The sequence below is a fragment of the Mesorhizobium sp. B2-3-14 genome, assembly GCF_006442175.1.
Classification (GTDB): domain Bacteria; phylum Pseudomonadota; class Alphaproteobacteria; order Rhizobiales; family Rhizobiaceae; genus Mesorhizobium; species Mesorhizobium australicum.
The window spans coordinates 76959-99335 of sequence record NZ_VFVP01000015.1 but is presented as its reverse complement, the minus strand read 5'-3'; the positions used below and the strand labels follow the sequence as shown (position 1 = coordinate 99335).

General features: G+C 63.5%; 18 protein-coding genes. 1 reads left to right on the top strand and 17 read right to left on the bottom strand.

What is annotated here, in order from left to right; all coding sequences use genetic code 11:
• Positions 1–13: 13 nt before the first annotated feature.
• The 17 genes from FJ950_RS27380 to tssA all read right to left on the bottom strand — a co-directional run bounded on the left by FJ950_RS27380 (position 14) and on the right by tssA (position 19116).
• Positions 14–523: a hypothetical protein gene (locus FJ950_RS27380; RefSeq protein WP_140620070.1), complete on the bottom strand. Its 510-nt coding sequence runs from the start codon at positions 521–523 to the stop codon at positions 14–16.
• Entirely contained in the window at positions 513–902 is a 390-nt protein-coding gene (locus tag FJ950_RS27375) for a PAAR-like domain-containing protein (RefSeq protein WP_246673924.1), read from the bottom strand. The genes FJ950_RS27380 and FJ950_RS27375 overlap by 11 nt, the downstream gene beginning before the upstream one ends.
• Positions 902–2011 carry a beta-ketoacyl synthase N-terminal-like domain-containing protein gene (locus FJ950_RS27370; protein WP_246677824.1) on the bottom strand — a complete coding sequence of 370 codons (1110 nt, stop codon included), beginning with the start codon at positions 2009–2011 and terminating at the stop codon, positions 902–904. Before FJ950_RS27370 ends, FJ950_RS27375 begins: the two co-directional genes overlap by 1 nt.
• A complete protein-coding gene (locus FJ950_RS27365) occupies positions 2011–3030 on the bottom strand; it encodes a DUF2169 domain-containing protein (RefSeq protein WP_140620064.1) in 1020 nt (339 codons plus the stop codon). Before FJ950_RS27365 ends, FJ950_RS27370 begins: the two co-directional genes overlap by 1 nt.
• Positions 3030–3572, bottom strand: a complete 543-nt coding sequence (tagF, locus tag FJ950_RS27360) for a type VI secretion system-associated protein TagF (RefSeq protein ID WP_140620062.1) — start codon at positions 3570–3572, stop codon at positions 3030–3032. The genes FJ950_RS27365 and tagF overlap by 1 nt, the downstream gene beginning before the upstream one ends.
• Positions 3554–7096 carry a type VI secretion system membrane subunit TssM gene (tssM, locus tag FJ950_RS27355; RefSeq protein WP_140620061.1) on the bottom strand — a complete coding sequence of 1181 codons (3543 nt, stop codon included), beginning with the start codon at positions 7094–7096 and terminating at the stop codon, positions 3554–3556. The genes tagF and tssM overlap by 19 nt, the downstream gene beginning before the upstream one ends.
• A gap of 1 nt (position 7097) precedes the next feature.
• Positions 7098–8426 (bottom strand): type VI secretion system protein TssL, long form, encoded by a 1329-nt coding sequence (gene tssL / locus FJ950_RS27350; RefSeq protein ID WP_140620059.1) that lies wholly within the window; start codon positions 8424–8426, stop codon positions 7098–7100.
• Positions 8426–9760: a type VI secretion system baseplate subunit TssK gene (tssK, locus tag FJ950_RS27345; RefSeq protein WP_140620057.1), complete on the bottom strand. Its 1335-nt coding sequence runs from the start codon at positions 9758–9760 to the stop codon at positions 8426–8428. Before tssK ends, tssL begins: the two co-directional genes overlap by 1 nt.
• 39 nt (positions 9761–9799) lie before the next feature.
• Positions 9800–10252: a type VI secretion system lipoprotein TssJ gene (tssJ, locus tag FJ950_RS27340; RefSeq protein ID WP_140620055.1), complete on the bottom strand. Its 453-nt coding sequence runs from the start codon at positions 10250–10252 to the stop codon at positions 9800–9802.
• Between the two features lie 3 nt (positions 10253–10255).
• On the bottom strand, positions 10256–11713 hold the full coding sequence (gene tagH / locus FJ950_RS27335) for a type VI secretion system-associated FHA domain protein TagH (RefSeq protein WP_140620053.1): 1458 nt from the start codon (positions 11711–11713) through the stop codon (positions 10256–10258).
• A complete protein-coding gene (gene tssG, locus FJ950_RS27330; protein WP_140620051.1) occupies positions 11710–12777 on the bottom strand; it encodes a type VI secretion system baseplate subunit TssG in 1068 nt (355 codons plus the stop codon). The genes tagH and tssG overlap by 4 nt, the downstream gene beginning before the upstream one ends.
• Complete coding sequence (gene tssF / locus FJ950_RS27325) at positions 12741–14615, bottom strand: type VI secretion system baseplate subunit TssF (protein WP_140620049.1); 1875 nt, start codon at positions 14613–14615, stop codon at positions 12741–12743. The genes tssG and tssF overlap by 37 nt, the downstream gene beginning before the upstream one ends.
• Before the next feature lies 1 nt (position 14616).
• Entirely contained in the window at positions 14617–15369 is a 753-nt protein-coding gene (gene tssE, locus FJ950_RS27320) for a type VI secretion system baseplate subunit TssE (RefSeq protein WP_140620047.1), read from the bottom strand.
• Entirely contained in the window at positions 15356–15805 is a 450-nt protein-coding gene (locus tag FJ950_RS27315) for an Hcp family type VI secretion system effector (protein ID WP_181166515.1), read from the bottom strand. Before FJ950_RS27315 ends, tssE begins: the two co-directional genes overlap by 14 nt.
• A gap of 84 nt (positions 15806–15889) precedes the next feature.
• Entirely contained in the window at positions 15890–17395 is a 1506-nt protein-coding gene (gene tssC, locus FJ950_RS27310; protein ID WP_140620043.1) for a type VI secretion system contractile sheath large subunit, read from the bottom strand.
• A gap of 3 nt (positions 17396–17398) precedes the next feature.
• Positions 17399–17935, bottom strand: a complete 537-nt coding sequence (tssB, locus tag FJ950_RS27305) for a type VI secretion system contractile sheath small subunit (RefSeq protein ID WP_140620028.1) — start codon at positions 17933–17935, stop codon at positions 17399–17401.
• A gap of 5 nt (positions 17936–17940) precedes the next feature.
• Positions 17941–19116, bottom strand: coding sequence for a type VI secretion system protein TssA (gene tssA, locus FJ950_RS27300; RefSeq protein ID WP_140620026.1), 1176 nt, complete (start codon positions 19114–19116; stop codon positions 17941–17943).
• A 324-nt stretch (positions 19117–19440) separates the two neighbouring features.
• Between tssA and tssH the strand changes: the two genes are divergently transcribed.
• Positions 19441–22179 (top strand): type VI secretion system ATPase TssH, encoded by a 2739-nt coding sequence (tssH, locus tag FJ950_RS27295; protein WP_140620025.1) that lies wholly within the window; start codon positions 19441–19443, stop codon positions 22177–22179.
• The last annotated feature ends 198 nt before the right edge of the window (positions 22180–22377 follow it).

Here is a 22377-nt window from a genome sequence, read left to right as displayed (position 1 = left end):
CCCTGTTGTGTGACTACTTGCATTCGTTCACGGCATCTCTGATCATCTGATCGAAGTCGAACTTCTTGAGTTCCTTCACCGCCTCCGCATAAGCTGGACCGCAGTCGGTGGTGTCCAGATGTTTCTGCAACGCCTTTGTATCCCGATTGACGGCCGCGGTCATGCTTTCCTTGGATTTTGCGTCCTGTCGGATTTGCGTCTTGGTGTTCTTGCTGCCGCAGGTCTTGCTGAACCCGCGATGGGATTTGCGGGGGATCACTATCGCCATGCCACGCGATTCGATCTTTCCTTTTGCGCATTCGTAAACGGCTGCAGACATTGTGTTGAACATGACTTTGGCTCGCTTGAAGAGCGTGGCCTTAGCCGGAATATGATCGCGTTCCCACACTCTCGAACCATCGGCTCGGCTCGCCTTGCCGTCGTTCTTGAGGCCGCCATAGCTTCCCACCTCGCCGCACTTGTGCATCGGCTTGGTGTCCGGAGCCTGCTTGTTTCCGGTCGAGGTGGCGGAGTTAGCTCCCATTGTTGGTCATCTGATCGCCGAGCAGTTGGATATTCTTGCCTTCTGCCTTCACGTCCATCGAGCCCGGCGCAACGAACTCGGTCTTTCCTTGCGTAGCCGACGATACCACGCCTCCGCCGGTGCCCTGGCTCGCCACGTCCGGCGACGGGGCGCTCATGTAGTAGCTGCCTTTAATGGCTATTTTCTTCCCTTCGATCATTACCGTCGAGGTCGCGTCCGACAACCGGTCGGCGGAGCGTCCAAAGTTCGGTAGTGGAACAGGCACGAACGGCGCTGGCGGCCCTGGCATCTTGCAGACATTGGGCACGTCCGCAGGTGCCATATCGATACTTCCCTCAGTCACCGGCGTCTTGGGCGGATTGACCCCAACTGAAACCATCACGCGCCCTTTCTTGGGTTGCTAGGAAAGTCCAGCAGCATCACCGCCCGCTGGCCGCCTTCGGATCCGGCCCAGAGCGCCGCCCGCGAACCCCAACTGTAACCCTTGCTTGCGGCGGCGTGGGCAAGCGCCGCGAACAGCGGCCCCGACGCGGCGCCGACATCGCCCCAGCAGTCGGCCGGATGCAAAAAGTGCGTTGCCTGATCTGAAAGATGCTGTACTCGCAGGATTGAGTAGACCAACTCCTCGCTGCGGTAACGCTGGCCGTTGAGATCGCAATATGTATCGGTGATCTTGCGGTGGTCGCTCTCGATGGCGGGGCCAAGTCCAAGGAAGGCGGAGCTCAGCCCCTCCCCGACGCAAACCTCCTCCCTGCCGTGCCGCTTGATAGTAATCCGCTCGGGCGCGGCGCTGACCGCGGTTAGGCGTCCCAAGAGTGCCAGGCCCAATTCTGATATCAGACTTTTGCTTGCCAGCAGGCAGGCGCCCGCCGCTTCTCCCGGGAAGAAGCCGTCTCGATTCGCCTCGGATTTGAGTTGCCCCGTCTCATCCATCCATTCGAGGGTCTGGTACTCGTGATAGGAATCCACCCCTGCTACAACCGCCAGATCCGTCTTGCCCTCATCGATCGCCTTGGCGGCGACACCAAACGCAAGCATGCCGGCAGCGTGTCCGTGGGCAAGGTATTGCACGCGGATATTCGCCGAGCCGAATCGTCCCATCACGGCACGGCCGAGCGTTTCGGCGACGCCGTCCGGTAACCCCGGCCGTGGCTCCGGCGCACAGATGATCAGGAGCGTTCTCAGGGCGTTAACTGATTGCGTCGCTGCCTGCGGCAGTTGCAGCAACGTTGAAAGCAGCAGTTCCTTCATACGCTCTGGCAGCGGCATATCAGGGCCCATGACCGCATCCTGCGCCAGTCGCATGGGTTCGCCATTGCGGTCGACGAAGAACGGATGCTCGGAAATTCCTGATATCCCCGCCCGCACCGCCGCCGCCGCGCTTTCTGGGCGCAGGCCAACCGGAGTCCGCGCTGCAAGGCCTGCCAGCCAAATTGGCGTCCGAGGGAAATAAGCTGCGAGGCTTGGCGGGGACATCGTCAATACCATCACATCAGCTTTTTCAGGCGGACAGTGGTTTGATCAAGATAGTCGATGTCCTTGTTGCATACGAGCCAACTTTGCCAGGCAATAACCACGCGCGGGGCATCCGGCTCTAGGATCACGGTTGCCAGCGTGCCCCGAGTATGAATCGTCTCGCGTTTAATGCGGGTGGTGAAGCCGAAGACCATTCGCGGCAGATGGAAGCGTATCGGGCCGTTGGGCGAGAGATTGATGATGTGGACGGGCTCGCCGCCGCGCAGGTAGCCGGCTACTTGTTGATCAGGCGGCGCACAGCAATAGTAGTGGGCATCGAGATCTTCCGCCCAGAGCGGGAAGCGAGTTTTCTGCCAGGCCTCATCATAGGTTCCGGCGAGTTCCCGGCGTGGTGACCAATGACAGGCCACGGCGTTGAAGCCAGCCGGTGCCGGGCGACTGGCGACGGACGAGACCAGGTTTGCAGGATCTTCTATGTTGGGGAGCGGTCGCCCGAGACAGCCATTTGGGTTGGAGATGAAGCCCTGCCCAACCGGATTCCTGGCTTCCAGTCGATGATCCTTCGGATTGCTGGCAGTACGATCCCAGCCACCGAAAGCGCGCTCATACTGAATCGGCATCGTGACGAACGGATCAGGGCTCGCAATAACGCGCTGTCCGGCAAGGTTCACGGTCCACCAGCGATTGCCGAAAACCTGCAGGCGCTTTTGCACCGGACCAACCTGAAATCCAACGTCGAGCTCCGTGGTCGGTCTACCATTCGGTGACCAGGCGGTGCCGTTGACGAGCACGTCAGTGCACGGCTTCACCCCAAAAAAATCGGCCTCATAGATCAGGCTTTTCTCATAGTCGCCGTCGAGGGGCTGCCCCTGTATAAACGGTGACACCTGATCGTCCGAGGGTCGCGTCCTTCCGTCCGGCAGTATATCGAAAGTGGCCTTCACACAGACTAGCCAGATCTTGTTTGCGGCCTTGTCCTGAACCCAGCTGCCCATAGCCGGGAATCCTGTGGTGTTGGAGACCTCCCACATCAGCCGGTCTTCCAGCTGCAGGCCAGCACCTGCTCGAGCCCGGGCCGCGGCGCTTGTCTGTCGACGTCGAAAATGTCCGTGTATGTGGTCCACATGACAAGATCGTCGATGAGATCGTCATTCTGTTCGATCAGCGGTACGGGCAGGGCTGCAAGCCGGGCGTCCAATTCGTCCGGTGTCAGCTCCCCCCGTTGCGCCGCAAAGGCCGCTTCCTCGATACTGTCGAACCAGGTGTCCGCGTAAGCCAGCTGAAGCGGAGCCGCGGCAAGCTGCGCCACGACGTTCAGCGGGAATTGCCTGCCAACCCCGTCGGCGCTCTGCAGGACGACGCCCGCCGAGGCGCCGAAGCAAGCGGGGCCAGCGAGAAAGCGAAGCGCCTTGTCGTGCGGCCAGGCTTCCGAGCCAAACATCGGCACGATGTGCTGCGCCAGCCAGCGGTCCCATCTGCGCACAAAATCGCCAGGCAGCCGCCGGGTCACGAAATCGCCGGTGGTGGGCATCTTGCCGTAGAAGCCGGGCACGATCAGATCTGTGGCGGACATGTGAACTTCTTGAACATCTCGAGTGTGTATGGGTTCTCGACACTGGCGGCCTTGAGCTCGAAGTCGGCCCACATCCCCTTCGTGCCGAGCCGCAGACTGTAGACGTCAGTGAGCTTGGTCGCCGCGAAGCGGCCGCCGCGCAGCATTCTGAGCCAGGCCCAGCTGCCGGTTTCGTTGAGCATCACTTCAGGCGAGCCGTCGACCGGCTGGAAGGCAAGCGAGATCACCCCGGTGCCGTCCTTGCCGGGCCACGTCATCGGCTGCGGCCGGGTGGCATTGTTGTAGTAAACGAGGTTCTGGCCATCGAGGTTGAGCGTGACCCGCGCCGCGCCGGGTGCAAGGTCCTTGGGTTCCAGGGTGAAATTCATCACCGGGCCGGTGCCGCCTGGAAACAGGTCGTCGCGGATATGCCTGGCCTGCTCGAAGGCTGCGAGCGCCGCCGGGTCGAGACCGAAATCGGCCCGCCATTTCCACGGCTCGCTGGCGGTGTCGACGTAGTTGATCAGATGGTCGTTGATGAAAGCATCGATCAGGCCCGTCGGCCCGAACAGGCGCTGAAAGTCGCGCACATTAACGTCGACCGCGCTGTCGGCGCTGAATGGATAGCGGTTGTTGAGCGCCGCCTGGCAGAAGGGGAGTATGTCGGCCCGCCAGATGGCATTGAGCTCGTTGGTTACAGCCTTCTGCGACAGGCCACTGGTGTCGCCGGCAATACCGCCCAGCCAGTCGTTGACCGGCGAGGGCAGGATCTGTGCTTGTCTCGCAACCGCGCCCGTCAGTTCGGCAAGGCCGCCCTGCTTCTTGATCGCATCCTGGGGGTTGGGATTGGCGGTGACCGTCTGCAGCACGTTCGACAGCGCGGTCAGGGCCACGATCGCCGCGTCGAGCGCCGGCGGCTGGCCGTCGACCTGTGCGATGGTGCCTTTGAGCGGCTTGAAATGGTCAGCCACCAGGCTGCCGGTCATGTCCACCTGGTTGGCGGAGCCGGCGCGAGGCAGGAGCTTGGCGCCTGAGGTCACCACCTTGCCGAGCTTGCCAAGCTTGCTCAGCAGCTTCGAACCGGTCTTGGCGGCAGCGCCGCTTTGGCCCTCGGCCGGCGCCTCGTCGGAGCGGGTGAGGTCAGTCTCCTGCACCACTGCCGTCAACAGGCGCTTAAGCGCGGAGTCGGCGCTTGACAGATCCTTGAGGTTCTCACTGGCAATGTTGAGATCGGTCAGCGGTGAAAGCCGCATGTCCCGCAGGAAAGAGTCCCACTGCGCGATATAGTCGTCGTAGTAGAGCTTCAGGATGTCCTGGGAGAGGGCCGAGACCGACGTCTCCGAATTCTCCGCGCAGCCGCCGGCAAACACCGCTCGGTCCAACGCGGCCTGGCCGGCGACATCCTCGACTCGGTCGAGGATCGCGTCATGGAAGCCGGCATAGGTATAGGGGCCCGGAACGCCAACACGCAGTGTTTTGTCGGAACGGCGCGCAAACACCTTGGCGCCGTTCGGCCCGGCGAAATTGGCCGGCACCCATTCCTTGATGGCTGCTACTTCCGGGTCGGCCAGGAGTTGCCTGTAGGCGCGCTCGGGCAGCGAGATCGTGCACACGGTCTTCAGCGCCTCTGCGACCAGTTGCTTGTCGGGGGCGATGTAGCTGTCATCGACTGCCATGCGGCCGATAGCGGCAAGCTGGTGCTCTTCGGCGTCGGCCGTGGGGAAGGGCGGCGCCGGCGCGAATTGCGGCAGACTGTTCACCCACCAGTTCTGGACGAAATCGGTGTCCATTTGCGACAGGCCAGTCATCATCCGGTACGTCTTCAGCGCGCCAAGCATGAAATCCGGATCGCGGATTTGCCGCCACATCGTAGCCTCGAGCAGGGCGACCATATGCGGCTCGAGCACGTTGCGCAGGGCATGGTCGTAGGTATCCGTCTGTGCGCGCATCAACTCCGCCGACGCGGTCGGCCCGAGCAGGTTATGGACGCCGTCTGGCGGCGGCGTTCGTGCCGTCGCGACTGCGCCCATCGCCGCCAGCGCGCCATCCAAGGTCGGCTGCTCGACCGCAGCCGGCATGGCGGCCACCTCGGTGAGCGGCCGCTGTAGGGCTTCGAACTGGCCAGCCTGTTCGGCGATCGCATTGCGGTTGTCGAGGTAGGACCAGGTGAACAGGCCGCCGGCCAGCAGAGCCGCGAGCGCACAGGCGGCGGCAGCCCCGCGCCAGATCCAGGCGCGGCGACGCTGCGCCAGCGGATCGAACGTACCAAGGCCGGCCTCCTTGAAGATAACCTCGGTCAGAAGGTTCCTGAGGAAGAAGCTGCGCCTCTCGACCCGCGCCGCCGGCATGGCGCGGCGCGGCGGCAGGCCGAAGGAGGACGACAACGCCGCGGTCAGCCGGTCGATGGGAGCGCCTTCCTGGGTCGCCGATGTTAGATAAAGGCCGCGCAACCAGGCGGCTTCCTCATAGCGGCTTTCGCCGAATATTGCCTCGATCAATGTCTTGATCGGCTCGCCGAGGCTCGCCAGCTGGGCTGGAAAGCGGAAGATCTCGGCGCGCGAGGCGAGCTTGTCTTCGTCTTCCAGGCGTGGCACCAACCTCCGCTCCAGCTCGGTGGCAAGCCTGGATAGCTCCGCCTGGATCGTGCCGGCGTTGACTTGGGCCTCGAGCGGAAAGGTTGTTCCCCATACCTGCTCGCGCGCGCTTGTCGACAAGCCACCGAAGAAGGCTTCGAAGCCTTTGATCAGATCTGCCTTGGTCAGCATCAGGTAGACGGGCAGGCGGATCTCCAGCCGATCATTCAGCTCGGCCAGTCGGCGGCGGATCTTGCGGCCGTGCGCCTTGATCGCTTCCTCGCCCTCCGAGAGCGCGTCGATCGACAGGGCGACAATGACGCCGTTGAGCGCTCGGCGGCCGCGGTGCTTTTTCAAGAGGTCAAGGAAGCCCAGCCATTCCGCGGCATCGACGTCCGGCTGGCTCTCCTGCTGGACGTAGCGGCCCGCGGTGTCGATCAGCACCGCGTTTTCGGAGAAGAACCAGTCACAATTGCGCGTGCCGCCAACGCCTTGCAAATCATCGGTGAGGTCGATTGGAAAATTGAGACCCGATTGGCGCAACGCCGTGGTCTTGCCGGTGGCCGGAGGTCCGACGATCACATACCACGGCATCTCGCGCAGGAACTTGCGTCCGCCGAGCTTGCGCCGCTTGAGCTCGGCCATCACCTCGCCGAATTTGGCGCCGACGGCTGCAACGCTCTCCTCGCCAGGGGTGAGCTGTTTTTCGGCTACGGGAGCTGCGATCTCGGCGACAAACATGCGATTGGCGCGGATGGCGCGCCGTTGCGCGATGATCAGCCAGATCAGCCATAAGATGATCAGTCCGGCGACAATGGCGATGCGCACATTGTCGGATTCGAATGGCGCGTAAGGACCGACCCTTACGATCGGGCCGAACACCCAGATCAACAGCGAAAGCAGTGCAATGCCGATCAGGGTCCACAGAAATCGCGAGGTGATGACCGCCCACAGGAAGCGCAGGATGAACATCTCAGAGCCTCTTCTCGACCAGGACCTCAACGCGCCGGTTGAGCGCGCGGCCCTCGCGCGTCGAGTTGTCGGCCACCGGATCGGTGTCGGCGCGGCCTTCGGAATGGATGCGCGCCTGTGGCACGCCAGCCTGCACCAGGAGGTCCCCTATGGTCTGCGCGCGTGCCTCCGAGAGCCGCTGGTTGCTCGCCAGCGGGTTGGACCGCTGCAGGCGAACATTGTCGGTATGGCCGATGATGGTGATCTTTCCAATCAGCTCCTGGTTGGCGAGGATCACCTTGGCGATCGAGGCGATCAGCGGCTCATAGCCTTGGGACAGTGTCGGCCGCGAGGACTGGAAGAGCTCTGGGTTGGAGGACTGGATGATCAGCTTGGCCAGCGAGACGCTTTCGGTGCCGCTGAGCGCGCCCTTGAGGCTTGCCGGCGCTTCAGCCTTGAATGCGGGCAAAAGCGCGAAATCGACCGCCTGTGGCGGCTCAGGTTCGGGCGCATCCTGCTTTGGTGCGGCGCGGGTAACGTCCGCGCGAGATGCCGGCGGCAGGGTGCGCACCAGTGCGGACAATTCAACCGCCAGGCTGCTCAAGCTCATCGATAGGCCGATATAAGCGGCGGCGGCGATGGCAATTGCAGCAAGGGCCATCACCCATATCGGGACGATGAAGCGCTGTGGCTCGTCGGAAGCGATTACGCCTTTCCAGTTCGGCGATAGCGGCGCGCCGTCCGCGTCCGCATTGCGCAGGACGCGCGCGGCTGCCACACGCACGCCATTGAGCGAGCGGTCGCCGGCTCGGCCGGGCACCCGATACTTGCCGCGGAAGCCGAGCGCCAGGCAGTAATACTGAAGCTCCAGCATCTCGCGGTCGCGGTTGGGATGGCGCTCCAGCTCGTCAAGGCGGGTGAAAAACTGGGTGCCGGCATCGACGTCCCCACGCAGCATGACCACCAGCGGCTGGCGCGGCCAGGCGCTGGCGCCGCCCCATGGCGTGTTGAGCGCAAGGTCGTCGAGCAATGCCGCCACGGCCCATGCCGCCTGATCGGCGCGCTCCAGCGAGGAGCCCACTGCCATAACGGCGTCGCGCGCCTGAACCAACTCGTCGAGCAGGCGTGTGCGCATTGCTTCGGGGTTTTCCGGCGCCAGAGCGCTTTCGAGCTCGGGGGCGAATTCGAGCAGTGGCGCGAAGATGTTGATGAGCGGGTTGGGATGGAAGCGCGCCCTCTTGACTGGAGCGCCTGGCGTCAGCGGCGCGAGCGGTCGCGGCGCAACGCCCGCCAGCCTGATGCGCGTGCGCTCGCGATCCTCCGACAGACCGAAAGGATCATCCCGGCTCATCACCTGTTCACCGAATAGCAGTCGACCTGGGGCTCGCTGTCCAGGACACCCGACACCCCAATGACGAATCCGGGCGCGTCCAGCAAGGAGGCCCAATGCTCGCTCTTCTGATCGAGCTCCAGGCACAGCCGGTCGCCATCATAGGGAATCTCGCGTGGCTGCGAATGGAGCGGTTTGAGCGGGATGCCCGGCAGGCGCGACTTCCAAAGCCCTTCGAACTGGTCCGCGGCGCCGACTGTCGCCTGGTTGACGAAGATCTTGCGCAGCGCGTCTTCCGAAAGCTCCGATCCGACGCGGATGACGATCCGGCTGGCGAGCAAAAGCTTGGGGTTGTCGATGCGTACTTTCCAGACATTGGTTGCGTGCCGCATCACCGGCAGCGCGCGCGATTTCGGTTCGATGTAGCGCAGGCTGAGGATGAGCGAACGCAAGGCGTCGGCCAGTGCCATATAGGCGGGGCCGGGGGCCATGTGGTCGTAGGCCGGCAGGTCGCCGAGCCGGCGCGAGCTCGAGCCGTAGGTTGCCATCTCGCCGGCGAGTCCGGCAAGTTCGAGATAGAGTTCGGCGGGATGAAAGACATCCTGCGCCAGCATATGGGCAAGGCGCGGGCGAGCGGCATTGGCCAGGTGCAGCATCAAGAGGTCTTCGACGCTACGGCCGGCGCCGCCCATCACCATCTTGCCATGCGCTTCGCCGATCTGCTCGAGGCCGGTGACGACCTCCTGCAGCAATTGCCTGTACCAGTGGACGGCGCCGGTGATCAGCGTCGGCGGCAGGAACGTCTCGTCGAGCGAGATGCCGCCGTCGGCGCGTACACCTTTTATGTCGGCGATCGGCAAGGCGGTATAGCCGCCGACCGATTTGCCGGGCGCAAGCAGCGCCGCTTGCGGCCTTGCGATCTCGATCTCCTCGGGATCGCCGCCAATTTGGACGGCATCGCGCACCGATACGATCTTGCCGTGGTAACGCGCGCCCGTCGAGGCCGCATGCGCCGGGTCGAATCCCACGCCTCCGGGGGGCTCGAGCGGCAGTGCGACCAGCACCGGCCCGGCGCCCGTGTCGGGCGTGACCGATAGCGGCTTCGGCGCATCCATCAGGTCGGGAATGGAAAAAGGCGTGCCGTCCGGGAAAATGCCCCGGGCGGACACGATCGAAACCTGACCGGCGTCGAGCAGCGACTGGTCGAGGGCCAGTTGCTGGAACCCGAAAGTATGGAGCTGGCCGGCCCGCAATGCGCCGCGCACCATGCCTTCGAAGAACCGATCCTGCTGCTGGAAGTGTTGGGTCCTGAGAAACAGGCCCTCCGACCACAGCACCCTGTTTGCATCGCTCATGCCGCTACTTTCTGCATGCAACTATATGCTGCCTTACCGCTAGGCGGAAATGCCGCCCTTGCCCAGGCTGACGTTGACGGTGAATTTCGACCCTGGCGACACCGACTTGGTGGTGCGCCAGTTGCGTCCGCCTGGCTCGCGGATCAGCGCCACGAAGCCGAGCGCCGTCGCATTCGGCTCGACCGTGATGGTCTTGGCCACCGTTTTGCCAGGCGCAACCGAGATCGCGTCGGAGCCGATGAGGTCGGCACCGAGGGCCGAGCCCGCGTCGCCCTGCAGCGCGAAATAGTCGGCCGAGTTGAACTTGCCGGTGCTGGCAAGCCGCATCACCAGCACCGTTACCGGCCGGTCGCCGCCGCCCGGCCCTGGATTCATCCCCGCACCGCCGGTCACATTGACGGAGATAACCGATGGTTTCGGCGGGCCGCTCTGGCAAGCCGCAAGCAGCCCCGTAGCGCCGAGGGCAACGACGAATTCGCGTCTGTCGATCATGTTCTACTCCTCCTCATATGCGTCCCTGAAGTCTGCGCCGATCTCGCCCAGGAAACTCGATTCGGCACTCTGGGCGATGTCGCGATGGCGTCTCTGATAGAGCTCCCACAGCTTGGCGTTGCGCCCGCCCGAGAGCAGATTGCTGATGGCGGAATTGGATTTGAGCTCTTCTTCGATGGCGGCTGGATCAAAACGGTCGATCATGCGCCGAAGTGCCGCCTGAACGCCCCGCCAGGCGCGTACGTGATGCTGTGCAAGGTCCTTCACCGCGTCGCTGATCGCCGCCTCGCCTGAGAGAAAGCCCGGGCTGCGTTCGGAGATGATGGTGACGACGACATCCTCGACCGTGGGCAGGAATTTAAGCGGATTGACCTCGGAGGCGCCGACCACAGTCTGGGCGACGCGCGCGCTTCCCTTCTCCTCGGCGCGTTTGCGCAGCAGCTGCATCAGGCCATCCAGCATCAGCCGGTATTCACGCCCGAATTTTTCCATTTCGGCGATCGCATCGCGCCCGGGAAAATCAGCCTCCTCGACGCCTATGCCGCGCAAGAACGCGGCACGAAGCGCCATATCGCTTGGCGCTGGCTGCGCAGCGGGCGCCGGCTTCGACGCTGGCGCGGCGCGGCGCGGCGCCGGCGATGCGGCTGCCTGCACCGGCATGTCCCAAGGATTGTCGGCGCGCGGCTTTTCAACCTGGTGCTGGGCGCGTCCTAGCGGATCAGCGCCGTTGGTGACAGGCGGCGTTGCGGGGGGCCCGAAACTGAAGTCGTCATCGAAGCTGGCCGGCTTCACCGGCTGCCAGGACGCATCGTTGCGCGAAGACATGTCACCCAGCCCAAACGGATCCGGCTGACCCGCAGCCGGGCCGTCACCGGCCTGCGGCGTGGCCACAGGATCGAGGCTGAACGGGTCATCGAAGGCAGGCGAACTGCGCTGGTTCGATGCGCGATCGTAAGCCGCAGGGACAGGCTGCTCGAACGGGTTTGGCAGATCCGCCGGGCGGGGCTTGCGCGGTTCTTCCTCGATCTTGACCGAGAAGAAGTCATCGCCGCCGATGCTGGCCGGCGTTCGTGCTCCCGGAGGCGACCACGCCGGTATGGGATGGCTGGCGGCCGGGGCCAGGCCGACTGCGGTCTGGCTCATTTTGGACTGAACCTCGACGTGAAACACGTAGTCGCCCATGCGCAGCCGCATGCCGTTCTTCAGCCGCATCGACCTGCCAGGTCCAAGAGGGCTGTCGGCTTCATCGACGAACAATCCGCTGCTCGATGTGTCGGTCACGAAATAGCCGTCCCGGTCGCCCTTGATCGTGCAATGCGCGCGCGAGACGAACATGTCCGGGTCGTCGATCTGCCAGCCCGCATCGGCGCTGCGCCCGATCACCAACTCGCCCTCCTCCAGCCGGCTCTGCCGGACGACTTGCGAGCGGGGGCCCTGTTCCAGGGTCAGCAGCAGGCTCATGCGGCCGCCTCCGGCATTTCCGGCCGCCAGCCGACGATAGTGTGCAATCTCAGATCGTCGGCGTCGCCCATACTTGCGGGCCGATCCAGCCAGGCCGTGCGGCCAAGCTGGACGGTCCCGACCCGGGGCGGCGGTACAGCATCGCGCGCCAGCACGATGCGCAAATCGACATCGAGCGCCTCGCCGATCATATCGCGCACCGCCTTCTTGAACAGGCCGAGACGCCGCTCGCCAGGCAAGAACGACTTGAACTCGTCGAGGCTCAACGGACCGACGCGCAATTCGATCCTGCTCTGGCGGCTGAACACCCGCGGCCCGATCGTCGCGCCGCGTCCAAGTCCGGCATAGGCCTTGCCGAGACGCGTCTGCAATGCCATTGGAATGGTGATCCAGGCGGCAACGAACTCCTTGATCCGCACCGGAACCTTGAAGGCGGTCGCAAGGAACAAAGTAAGCCGCTCCACGCCGTCGACCTGACTGGCCAGCGACCCAGCCTGTCGCAGTCGCACAGCGTCGAGTTCGGGATCCTGCGTGCCGGGCAGGCCGATGCCGGACATGGCCTCCAGCATGGCGCGAACGCGCCCGCCGACGGAACGCTCGACCTGCACCGCTGGATGCGCGTCGGCCCAGGCGCGGTAGTAGAGCGCCATCATGCGGTGCTGCAGGATGTTGACGAAATCGACGAAAGTCGTGTCGCTGGTCTGCTCGGCATCGGCTCCGGTGAACCAGCGCTGCGAAAGCCGGTCGAGCACCCAGCGCGTCAGATGCAGCGGCATCGGTCCTTCCGGTCCAAGCAGCCCCAGATTGGCGACGGTCACCCTTGCCAGGGCCTTGTCCCCGCCCTCCTGGAACTTGACGACGTCGCGCGCCGAGAAGCTCAGATGCACATGCTGGCCCAGCCTCGCCGGCTCGCGCTCGGCCGTTCCGGAATGGCCGAACAACCCGCGGCGCTGCTCCAGCCGTCGCAGCAACTCGAAAAAGTCGAAGTCCTCCGACAACATTTCGGCCGCGACCGTTGCGGGCTGCGCTAGATCAGGTAGCGATTGCCGGGCGTCATCGGCCATGGCACATCCTCCTGCTTCTGCAGCAACCGCGTACGGGTCCGCACAAAACCGTTTATCCCCGCATGGCGGGCGAACAGCCGCGAAAGCAGGGCCGAAAGCAGCAGTGAGCTTTGCCCCGCCAGCACGGACTGGTCGACATGCAGCGTTACCTCGGTGCCGCGTCCAAAACACATTGGCCCGTCAATTTGCAGCCTCTCAATCACCGGGCGCGAATCAATGCGCACGATCGAATGCACGTTGCGGGCAAGGGCCGGATCGCCCCGATCGGCATAGAGGTCGAGCAAGGCATGCAGCGGATCGACTCCCCGGCCTTCCTTGGCAAGGCTGAGGAAGTTGAGCGAGAGCTGGGCCACCAGACGCCAGGCGAGATTGTCGGCGCGCGATTCGCCTTCAGCGCCGCCCGGCAGGGATGCCGGGATCGCCGGCTGCGGCGGCCGCAGCGCTCCAAGCAAGCGAACCGCTTCGACTGGATCTGCCGTCTCCAGCGTCAGCGTCGGCGTGTCGTCCAGGATCGGCAGGTCGCGATTGGTGCAAAGCGCCACGATGCCGAGACGCTTGAGCAGCCGGTTTGGCACGCTTCCTGCCGGCCGCGAGACGGCGATAAAGACGTCGTCGCCGGTGTAGGAGGTGCGGGTCAGGCCGTCGCGCCGCTCGTCCTCGGTGGCCCGGCGCGGACGCCGCTCGGTCGAATAGACCCAGCCGCTGCCGCGGTTCTGCCCCAGGCTGAACAATTCGGGAATCGTCGCCTCGCTGCTTTCGGCGTCGGCATCCTCGACTTGTGTGACCCGAAAGATCTCGAAATCCCGCGCCCGGGTGCGGTCGGCATGCAGCACCTGACGCGTTTTGCGCGGATCGATTTCGATGTCGTTGCATTCGCGTTCGAAGAGATTGATGACCGGCGTCACGAACAACTCGAAATCGGCAGCCGTCACATCGGCGAGTTCTGGCACCGCACGCCGGAACAGGAAGATGATCTCGATCGCCGCCTCGCATGTGCGCACCACCGGCTGGAGGCCAGCAACCCGTACGTAATGGAAGCGCTCCGGGATCATAAAATATTCGCGCAGCAGCCGGTAGCCCTCGAAGGTCGTACGAGTTCGTGGCATCAACGCTTCGTCGTCGCGAATGCCTATCATTTCGGGCTCGGGCAGCGCTGATAGCGGATTGGCCTTGCCCTGGGCGCGCGCGCCGAGCGCCGAGCAGGCGCCGAAGATTGCATCGAAAAGCACCGGCGCCTTGGCGCGCCCGGCGAAATAAAGGTCGAGACGGTCGAGCGACAAGTCGCTGAGCTTTCCTTTTCCTGTCCGGGCGAGCGTTACCCGGAACGCCGCCTCGGCGCGCACGCCGCCGATCGGCGCGATTGCGGCGGCGGCGAGCGCGCTGCGATCCTGGAGATAGCTGACCGAGGTGACGGCGATCGGCCACAGCGTCACCTCCTGCGCGGTGGTAAAGGTGGAGCGTGTCGAAAGCCCTGGATGCAGGGCAGAGACCAGCCGTGTGCCGCGCGCGATGGCGTGACCTGCGAGCATCGACTGCACTTGCTGGCCGGGTTTTAGGACCGCCATCGCCGTCGCCGGCGCCGGCGCGACCAGATCGGGATAAAGCACATCGAGCACTGCGCGCGAGAAGCGCGAGCGCTCCGCGTCGACCTTCAGACGGGTCCGCGCCGCCAGGAAGGCGACGCCGTCGAGCAGCCGTTCGACATAAGGGTCGGGACATGGGACCGTGTCGAGGGAAAGATTGCGGGCGACCGCCGGATGCATGTCTGCGAATTCCGCCGCCAGGGCGCGGATATGGGTCAGTTCCTCTTCGTAATACTCCACAAAGATCCGATCCATCTCAGGTCTCCCTGAATTCGGTTCGTGCCAGCCCGTTGTCGAGATTGATCGTGGTGCGCAGCCGCATACGCTCCGGTGTGGGGGCCATGATCAGCACCGCGTCGATCTCGATCTTCAGGCCGATGTTTTTGTCGCCGAGCGTGACGTTGACGATCGTGGCACTCTCCTTCAGGCGCGGCTCGAAGGTGGCCAGCACCGCGCGGATCTCTCGTGCCAGCGAATCGCGGTCGAAATCCCGCGACGAACGGCCGGAAAAAGAGGGCACCCCGAAATTGACCACGCTTCGGCGCACCTGCGGAAAGTCAGTGAGCGAGGGCAGTTCGTCCAGGGGCTGTTCGTGTTCGGCGTCGGAGAGCATCGGTACGGATTCGAAGCGCTCGGTGTTGAACAGGGCCTCGATGTCGCGGCGCACGGCCTCTCTCAACACGCGTGCCGAAACGACCACGCCGCGGCCTTCGATCTCGGCGCGATGCTGGCTCTGGAAGACCAGCCGGTGCAGGCGCCGTTTTTGCTCGGATGTGAGTTCGGCGTCGGCGTCGATAGCGCGTGCGCTGCCGGCAAGAAGACCCTCGACGCGCTCGGCGCCGAGTTCTTCATCCAAGAGACGGCGCAGCCCCTCGATCTCCGACGTCAGCCCAGGCAAGTCGTTGACGAGGCGATCCCAAAGGGAAGGCTGGACCGCCTCGCGCCTTGCCCGCGAACTGCCGCCAGGCTGCGCTCTCGCGCCAGGCCGCCTGGTCTCACTTGCCGACATAAACGTCCATTTCGATCTCGTCGTCCTTGTCGTAGACGAACTTGATCTTCTTGTAGGCGAAGCTGACTTCTTCCTCGATCAGGTCCGCCTCGTCGGGAGCCTGCCGCATGTCGTATTCCATGATCGACGCGTCGGTGAGCGTCACAACCAGATAGTCGCTGGTCTCGCCGTCAATGGTGCGCCGTGCCGAAAACACCACCTCGTCGAGCGCCTTGTTCTCGAACAACGCCTTCTTCAGATATGGCGACGACTTGTCGTAGTGCTTGAAGAACTTGATCATTCCCATCGACACACGGCCGCGTCGCGAAAGCGAATTCGGATCATAAGGCGCCATCATCTTGTAATCGACGCCATGCACTTCGATCTCGTCTTCATGCCCGTCGCGCTTGCTGGGCCCCTTGATGTCGGGAACTTTCAAAAAACCATCAATCTTCATTGAAGGAGCATCGCTTCTGTCTGTGGTCGGCATTGTCTTTCTCCACCGCTTTCAAATGAAACAGGATGATGACTTCGCTGCGCTTCAGCCCTTCACGGACGGCAGTTCCGACACCAACCGCAGCGAGGCGTTGATGCCCTCCAACTGGTAATGCGGACGCAGATAGAAACGGGCGTTGTAGTAACCGGGTCTGCCTTCGACGCTGTCGACCTGAACCTCGGCCGCGGCAAGCGGTCGCTTGGCTCGCGCCTTGTCGTCGGCAAAGGCGGGATTGGCCAGCACGTAGCGGTTGATCCATTCGGTCAACCATGTCTCCATGTCGGTGCGTTCCTTGAACGAGCCGATCTTGTCGCGCGCGATCGCCTTGAGGTAATGCGCAAAACGCGAGACCGGGAAGAGATAGGGCAGGTTGGCGCTCAGCCTTTCGTTCGACTGGGCGTCGGGGTCGACCAGACGCCCGGCACGCGTCTCGTCGTCCTGAAGCGAGTGCGCCCCGATGAAGGCTGCGAGATCGGTGTTCTTGCGGTGCAAGATCGGCATCAGGCCGAGCTTCGCCAGTTCCGCCTCACGCCGGTCGTCGATGGCAACTTCGGTCGGGCATTTCATCGCAATCGAACCGTCGTCCGTCGGGAAAGCGTGCACCGGCAGGTTGAGCACCGTGCCGCCATTCTCGACGCCGCGGATCTGCGTTCCCCAGCCATAGAGCTTGTGGCTGCGGTTGATGTTCACGCCCATCGGGAAAGCGGCGTTCATCCAGACATATTTGTTGTGGTCGCCGCTTACCTCTTCCTCGAAGGTGAAGCCCTTCACCGGAACGGTCTCCGAGCCGTAGGGCAGGCGTGCCAATACGCGCGGCATGGTTAGGCCGATATAGCGGGCGTCCTCGCTCTCGCGCAGCGACTGCCATGAGGCATAGGCCGGGTTGTTCACGATCATTTGCAGGTCTTGCGGGTTCGGCAGTTCCTGCCAGCTGTCCATCCGAAACAGCCGCGGCGAGGCGGCCGCGATGAAGGGGGTGTGCGCCGAGGCACAGACACCCGAGATGTTGCGCAGCAGGCCGACGTCGCGCGGGTGGTTGGAGAACTCGTAGGCGCCGATGATGCAGCCGATCGGCTCGCCGCCCAGCATCGAGTACTCGTCGGTGTAGACTTTCTTGAAGATTGGGCTCTGGTCCCACATCTGGCCTTCATAGTCTTCCAGCGTGTCGGCCAACTGCTCCTTGGAGATGTTCATCACCCGGATCTTCAGCTTGGTATCCGTCTCGGTGTTGTTGATGAGGTACCAGAGACCCCGCCAAGTGCCCTCCATCTCACGCACTTCGGGGGCATGCAGGATTTCGTTGACCTGCGTCGTCAGCATCTTGTCGATGCCCGCGATCAGCGACTTGATCGACTTGATCGCGTTGGACGAGATGGTCGTCGTCTCGGATCGGGACTGAGCGGCCAGCGCCAGGTTGCGCACCAGTTGCTGCAGCTTCTCGGTGTCGTCCTTCCTGACCTTGAAATCCTTTTCAAGCAGGCCGCTGAATTCACCCAGATCTATCGCCTCCGCCTCGGCGGTTGCGACTGCGGTCTTTTGCTGTTCAGCCATGACTTACTCCTCGCCCTTGCCGTCGGACATCGCCTGGCTGGCGATCTTGCTCAGCAAAGGCTCGTTGTTGAGAAGCTGCGCAATGCGCTTTTCAGCATCGACGCGGCCATCCATGAAGCCCAGCAGTTCCTCGAGTTGCCGCCGCATCTTGAGGATCTCGGCCAGTTGCGGCACCTGCTCGGCGATCTTGTCGGGCGCGAAATCACCCATTTTGGAGAAGGTGAGATCGATCGCCATTTCCTCGTCCCGCTCGGCACCTTCGGCTTGCGGCAACGTGTTCTTCACGCGCGCCTTCACGCGCGGTCCCATCGCTTCCATGAATTTGGGAAAGCGGTTGGCGTCGGTTTCGACGAAATTGCGATCCAGAACCGACTTTGAAGCTTCCTTGGTCTGCGAGGCGCCGGAAAGGTCGGCAATGACAGCCATGACGAACGGCAACTCGATAGTCGTCGGGCTGCCGTAGGTTTCGACGTCATAGGCGATCTGCACGCGCGGGGCGCGGTTTCTTTCGATGACCTTCGCTTTGCTCTCTGCTGGCATGATTGTTACCTTTCATCCTTCTGGGCCGGCTTCTTGGGATCGGGAACACCGGCAAGCAGCCGGAATTCCTTCAGCCCCGACGGGGCGAGATCTTCCATCAGTTCCACGAAATCCATATGCACCATGCGGCGGACGCGCCGGGCGAGATGCGGGATCGGGCTGGACGGCTCGGTGCGATCGTAGAATGCGACCACGAGGTCGAGGCATTTGACGACTTCGTCGCGCGAATTGAGGCGCTCAGGCAGGCCGATGCTGGTTTCCGCCAAGTTTGCCACACTTGCCATCGTCTCGGCTCCATGGCCATTTCGGGTGGGTGTCGATGCCGGTTGAGACGGCTGCGCTGCAGGCTTTGCGGCACCGTTGGCGACCGCGCTGGCACTGGTATTCCACTCCAGCGTCGTCAGCAGTCGCTGCAGGAACTTCTTCAAATCCGGAACGGCTGCACCATTGCCGTCGATGCGGGCATTGAGCGCAGCATCTACCGCCTGCAACGCCGAAATGGCGGCGCGCGCATCGCGCAAAAGCGTCATGATGGCGTCGGCGTCCTGATCGGCCTGCGCCGCGCATCCCGTGCGTACCCGGTTCAGCATCTGGTTGTGGGCCGAAGTCAGCGCCGCCCTTTCGGCCGCCCCCAGGCCGGACGCAGCTTCCTGGAGCATAACGCGCTCGTCGAGCGCGGCCTGTTCGAGGTCTCGCCCGCTGATCGGCCCGATCGCACGCGGTGAGAAGAACACGGTCTGCCTCAGGTTGGCCAGCAGGCCGTCCTGGCCGTTTTGGAGCTCAAGCAGCGCATTGATGCGTCGCAGCGCCGCGTCGCGGCCCGTGGCGGCCGTGCGCAAAGCCGGGTGCATCGTATCCCAATACTGGTCGAACGTCCTTGCGATCAGGTTCAACCCCTGGGCGAGGCCCGCGAGCCTCTCCTCGTTGGCCAGCGCGCGCGTGACGATCACGAGAAGGCGCAAATCCCGGCCGCGCGATTGTAATTCTTCGGCTTTTTGCAGGACGGTCGCCCAGTCGACCGAAATGGTTGACTGCGAAGCCTTGCTGCCGCCCTCGTGAACGACCTTGATCTGTGCTTCCGTCAGCCGCTCCAGCTCGTGAAAAGCCGGGTCGTTGCGCAAATCCACTCCCGACGGGTTGTCACCGTCCAGAGGATTCAGCCAGAGTGCGAGATCAACCACACTTACCCCCCGCAAGCCGCCCCGTGCCCTCCATCTGACGTAACGTTATCATCGGTCCCCTGCCACGACAATTGAGCAGATGCTCGAAAACTAACAGAAGCTGAATGCTCAGTTATCTTTCAACGAAACCCATGGGCGATCGGAGGACCCGGTATGCGCAACGTCGTTGGCATCGCAGTGCTGGTTCCTATCGGGAGTTTGCTAGTCTTGTGTAACGACAAGGTGCCGCCCGAACGGGCCAAAAGGGCCCGCTCGTCACATGGCTTTGTCAAGCAGCCGCTTCTGTGGCAGGGTAGGGTCAGCAGATTTCGGGGGCAGGTTCGAATGGAACAGCGCCGGTCGTCGCAGAGTTTCAAGCGCAAGGAACTCGTTGCGAAGCTCAATCCCACGGGGGTGCGCGCCTTCAAGGCCGCCGCCGACACGGCCAAGTTGCGCGGCAACCCTTATGTCGAACTGGTCCACTTCGTCCAGCAACTGGTGCTATCTGAGCGCTCGGACGTGCAGATGATCGTCGCTAATGCCGGGCTGGATGTCAGCCGGCTGACGGCAGATATGACCCGTGCCGTCGACAAGCTGCCCTATGGCGCGACCTCGCTGGAGGAATTCTCCGATCACATCTTCCACGCCATCCAGGAAGGCTGGAACCTGGCCACACTGGAATTTGGGGTCGAGGAGGTGCGCAGCGCGCATATTCTTCTGGCATGCCTGAAGACACCGGTGCTGGAAGGTCTAGTTTCGAAGATCAGCGCTGAATTCGACAAGATCGACGCGGATGGGGTTATCGCCCGCTTTTCGGATGTGGTCGAAGGCTCTCTCGAAGCCGGCTCACCGCCTGCCGCAGTTGCCGCCGAAACGTCGATGAATCGGGGCCGGGGGGGCGACTCGGCACTCGCCAAATACGCCACCGACCTCACCCAGCGCGCCCGCGACGGCAAGATCGATCCGGTCGTCGGACGCGATGCGGAGATCCGCCAGATCATCGACATCCTGATGCGGCGCCGGCAAAACAACCCGATCTTGACCGGCGAGGCGGGTGTCGGCAAAACGGCGGTCGTCGAGGGCTTTGCCTTGCGCATTGCCCAAGGCGACGTGCCGCCGGCGCTTCAGAACGTCAGCGTACGCATGCTCGATGTCGGGCTGATGCAGGCGGGCGCCAGCGTCAAGGGCGAGTTCGAAAAGCGGCTGAAGGCCGTCATCGACGAGGTCCAGCAGTCAGAGATCCCGCTCATCCTGTTCATCGACGAAGCCCACACGCTGATCGGCGCCGGTGGCGCGGCGGGAACCGGCGACGCCGCCAATCTCCTCAAACCCGCTCTGGCGCGCGGCGAGCTTCGCACCATCGCCGCCACGACCTGGGCCGAATACAAGCAGCACATCGAGAAGGACCCGGCGCTGACCCGTCGGTTCCAGGTCGTCAAGATCGACGAGCCTTCCGAAACGGTCGCCGTATTGATGTTGCGCGGTGTCGCCGGCGTTCTCGAGCAGCACCACCAGGTGCAGATCCTCGACGAGGCGATCGAGGCCTCGGTTTCGCTTTCGCACCGTTATATCGCGGCCAGGCAGTTGCCCGACAAGGCGGTTAGCCTACTTGACACCGCCTGCGCGCGCGTCGCCATCTCGCAGCACGCGACGCCTGCCGAGGTCGAGGACATTCTGCGCCGTCGCCAGGCGCTCGAGGTCGAGGAAGGGATCATCTCCCGCGAGGCGGCGATCGGCATCGACGTGACCGACAGACAGGCGCGCGTAAAGGCCGGGTTGGCGGAAGCCGAGACCGCGCTTGCGGCAGCGCAAGAGCGCTGGGACCGAGAGAAGGCGCTTGTGAGCGCGATTCTCGATCTGCGCGCCAAACTCCGTGGCGAGGGCATGCCCCTTGAGGCGCAGGAAAGCGGGGAAGCTCCGGGGCAAGCTGTCGACGCGCCAGCGGGCGAGGCGCCTAGGACACAGGCTGCCCACGAGCCTGCTCCTGCGCCCGATACCGCCGCTGATCTGGCGCGGCTTCGCGAATTGATGGCGGAACTCGCCGCAGCGCAGGGCGAGACGCCGTTGATCCTGCCCTCGGTGGACCGTAACGCGGTGGCGGCGGTTGTCCAGGACTGGACCGGCATTCCGACCGGAAGGATGCTGTCCAGCCAGACCGAGAAAGCGCTCAAGCTCGCGGCTACCTTGTCCGAGCGCGTGGTCGGTCAGGACCATGCGATGGAGATGATCGCGCGGCGCGTGCAGACCAGCCGCGCCGGTCTCGGCGCACCGGAAAAGCCGGTCGGCGTGTTCCTGCTTTGCGGCCCCTCGGGCGTCGGCAAGACCGAGACAGCCCTGGCGCTGGCCGAGACGCTCTATGGCGGAGAGCAGAACCTGATTTCGATCAACATGTCGGAGTTCCAGGAGGCGCATACGGTCTCGACGCTGAAGGGCGCGCCGCCCGGTTATGTCGGCTATGGCAAGGGCGGCATCCTGACCGAGGCCGTGCGGCGCAAGCCCTATTCGGTGATTCTGCTCGATGAGGTCGAGAAGGCGCATCCCGACGTGCACGAGATCTTCTTCCAGGTCTTTGACAAGGGAATGATGGACGATAGCGAAGGGCGCAGGATCGACTTCAAGAACACGCTGATCCTGCTCACCTCGAATGTCGGTTCCGAGGTCATCATGGACCGCACGAGGAACGGCACCCTGCGCACCGGCATCGACGATCTGGACACTGCTTTGCGCGGTCCGCTGCTGAAAGTGTTTCCGGCCGCTTTCCTCGGCCGCGTGGTGACAATCCCTTACTACCCGCTTTCGGACACGATGATCGAGGCGATCACCACACACCAGTTCGGCAAGATCGCGCGGCGTCTCAAAGCCAGCAACCAAGCAGAGCTGGTGATCGGCGAGGGTGTCATGGACATGGTCAAGGCGCGCTGCACCGAGATCGAATCTGGTGGGCGCATGATCGACGCCATTCTCACCAACACGCTGCTGCCGGAACTCAGCCGCAGCGTGCTCAATCGCACGCTCGAGGGCAAGAAGATGACAAAAGTCATCGTCGGCGCCTCGGCGCAAGGATTTACCTACTTGTTCGAATAGAGCCCGAGATGGGATTCGCGGTCACGCATTCGCGCAATCTAAGATCTTGAAGCACAATGCATGGACGGACGCCGTTAATCAACGCACCTTCGCCGCCAATCGGAGCTCTGCGTGGTCCGCAAATGACGCGCAGCCGCAGAGAGCGTGCCGTGCTTGGCGACCGCGAGCACAAATCTGAAATCATCCCAGTTCAATGTG